Source organism: Polaromonas sp. P1_E1_2 (genome assembly GCF_056406035.1).
This window is the reverse complement of the sequence record NZ_JBFUAZ010000870.1, coordinates 1-1,282: the sequence shown is the minus strand read 5'-3', so window position 1 is coordinate 1,282 and position 1,282 is coordinate 1. Positions and strand designations below refer to the sequence as shown.

Below are 1,282 nucleotides of genomic sequence, written 5' to 3'. Positions count from 1 at the left end.
GCTGGGGACTTACCGGCACCGGCATGAGGTGATGCGGAAGCAGTTGGCGGGGTAGGCTTTTATCGGCCGGTTCTTGCTCCGGCCTTTGCGCTCTTTGCTAAGGGCGGTTGGCCGGGGGTTGCCCGGCCAGCAATCCTCAGACGAAAGCGCAACGCCGGAACAAGACCGACCGCTATCCGTCCCAGCCTAAGCGGGGTAGACCGCCCCCAGCACCCGCAACCCCTTTGCCCCCGTCACGCTTGGCAAATTACCGGGCCTGCGCAACACCGCCTGCTGTGCCAGCCACGCAAAGGCCGCCGCCTCCACCTGCAAAGGTGGCAAACCATGCTGGCCGGAAGTCTCAACCTTGAGCTGCGGCAACCCGGCCTGCAGGCGCCCAAGAAGATGGGTATTGAACGCGCCGCCGCCGCAGACGATCAGCAGGCTGCTGGCTTTTCCATGGCTGTTGACGTCCGCCGCGCAGGCGCTTGCAGTGAATTCAGCGAGGGTGTTCTGGACGTCTTGTGGCCGCGCCGCGGAAAAGGGCGCGAGCTTGCCGGCCAGCCAGTTCATGCTGAAAAGATCGCGGCCGGTGCTTTTGGGGATCGGTTGCGAAAAATAGGGCTCGTCCAGCAGGCTGGCCAGCAGGTCCGGCAACAGCTTGCCCGTGGCCGCCCAGGCGCCGCCGGCGTCATAAGGCTGACCGGTGTGTTGCAGGCACCATGCATCCATCAGGGCGTTGCCCGGTCCGCAGTCAAAACCCAGCACGGGTGACGACGCGCCCGGCGGAAGCACGCTGAGGTTGGAAATGCCGCCCAGGTTCAGCACCGACACCGTGACGTCCGCCTGGCCGAAAACGCCCTGATGAAATGCCGGCACCAGAGGTGCGCCCTGGCCACCGGCCGCCACATCGCGGCTGCGAAGATCAGCCACCACATCGATGCCCGTGAGCTCTGCCAGCAAAGCCGGGTTGTTGAGCTGGAGCGTGTAGCCTGCGCCCGCCGGGTCGGGGGATGTTCTGTGCGGCTGGTGCCGCACGGTTTGGCCATGCGCGCCAATGGCGCGAACCTGCGAGGCGACGATCCCCTGTGCAGCAGCCTGGACAAGCAGCGCAGCGACGACTTTGGCATACGCCGCCGCGATGTGATTGGCAGCAACGGCGGCCCGGTGCAGTTCGTTGTCCGTGGGCGAATTCAGCGCCAGCAGCTCCGCGCGAAACAGCCCATCAAAGGATTCGGTGGCCGCAGCAAGCACGCGCAGTTTTCCACCGGAAAGATCGACCAGCACACCATCGGCACCGTCG

General features: G+C 65.5%; 1 protein-coding gene. It reads right to left on the bottom strand.

Annotation, left to right across the window (positions count from 1 at the left end; translation table 11 throughout):
• Window positions 1-186: 186 nt before the first annotated feature.
• Window positions 187-1,282: anhydro-N-acetylmuramic acid kinase (locus AC1D1P_RS23660; RefSeq protein ID WP_477674691.1), on the bottom strand; the 1,096-nt coding region annotated here is incomplete at its 5' end.